General features: G+C 65.7%; 1 protein-coding gene. It reads right to left on the bottom strand.

Annotated elements, in window-relative coordinates:
* Positions 1 to 773 (bottom strand): elongation factor Tu (locus JHL17_RS36785; RefSeq protein ID WP_200199624.1); only part of this gene is annotated, 773 nt, incomplete at both ends.

Raw genomic sequence — 773 nt, 5'->3', positions numbered from 1 at the left:
CCTTCGTCCATGGCGATCGGGGCGATCAGCGTCACTTCCATGGCGACGTTGTCGCCCGGCATGACCATCTCGACGCCTTCCGGCAGCGCCACCATGCCCGTCACGTCCGTCGTCCGGAAGTAGAACTGCGGACGGTAGTTCGTGAAGAACGGGGTGTGACGGCCGCCCTCTTCCTTCGTCAGGATGTAGGCTTCGGCCTTGAACTTGGTGTGCGGGGTGATCGAACCCGGCTTGGCCAGAACCTGGCCGCGCTCGACGTCCTCGCGCTTCGTGCCACGCAGCAGCGCGCCGATGTTGTCGCCGGCTTGCCCGGAGTCGAGCAGCTTGCGGAACATCTCGACGCCGGTCACCGTCGTCTTGACCGTCGCCTTCAGGCCGACGATCTCTACTTCCTCGCCGACCTTCACGATGCCACGCTCGACGCGGCCGGTCACCACCGTGCCGCGGCCCGAGATCGAGAACACGTCCTCGATCGGCATCAGGAACGGACGGTCGACCGGACGCTCCGGCTGCGGGATGTACTCGTCCACCGTCTTCATCAGCGCCAGGACGGCGTCGCGGCCGATCTCCGGCTGACGGTCTTCCAGCGCGCACAGCGCCGAACCCTTGGTGATCGGAATGTCGTCGCCCGGGAACTGGTAGGACGACAGAAGCTCGCGAACTTCCAGCTCGACCAGCTCCAGCAGCTCCGGATCGTCGACCATGTCGACCTTGTTCATGAACACCACCAGCGCCGGAACGCCGACCTGGCGCGCCAGCAGGATGTGCTCGCG

Source organism: Azospirillum endophyticum (assembly GCF_016595245.1).
GTDB classification, from domain to species: Bacteria; Pseudomonadota; Alphaproteobacteria; order Azospirillales; family Azospirillaceae; genus Azospirillum; species Azospirillum endophyticum.
This window is presented reverse-complemented; position numbering and strand designations above follow the sequence as displayed.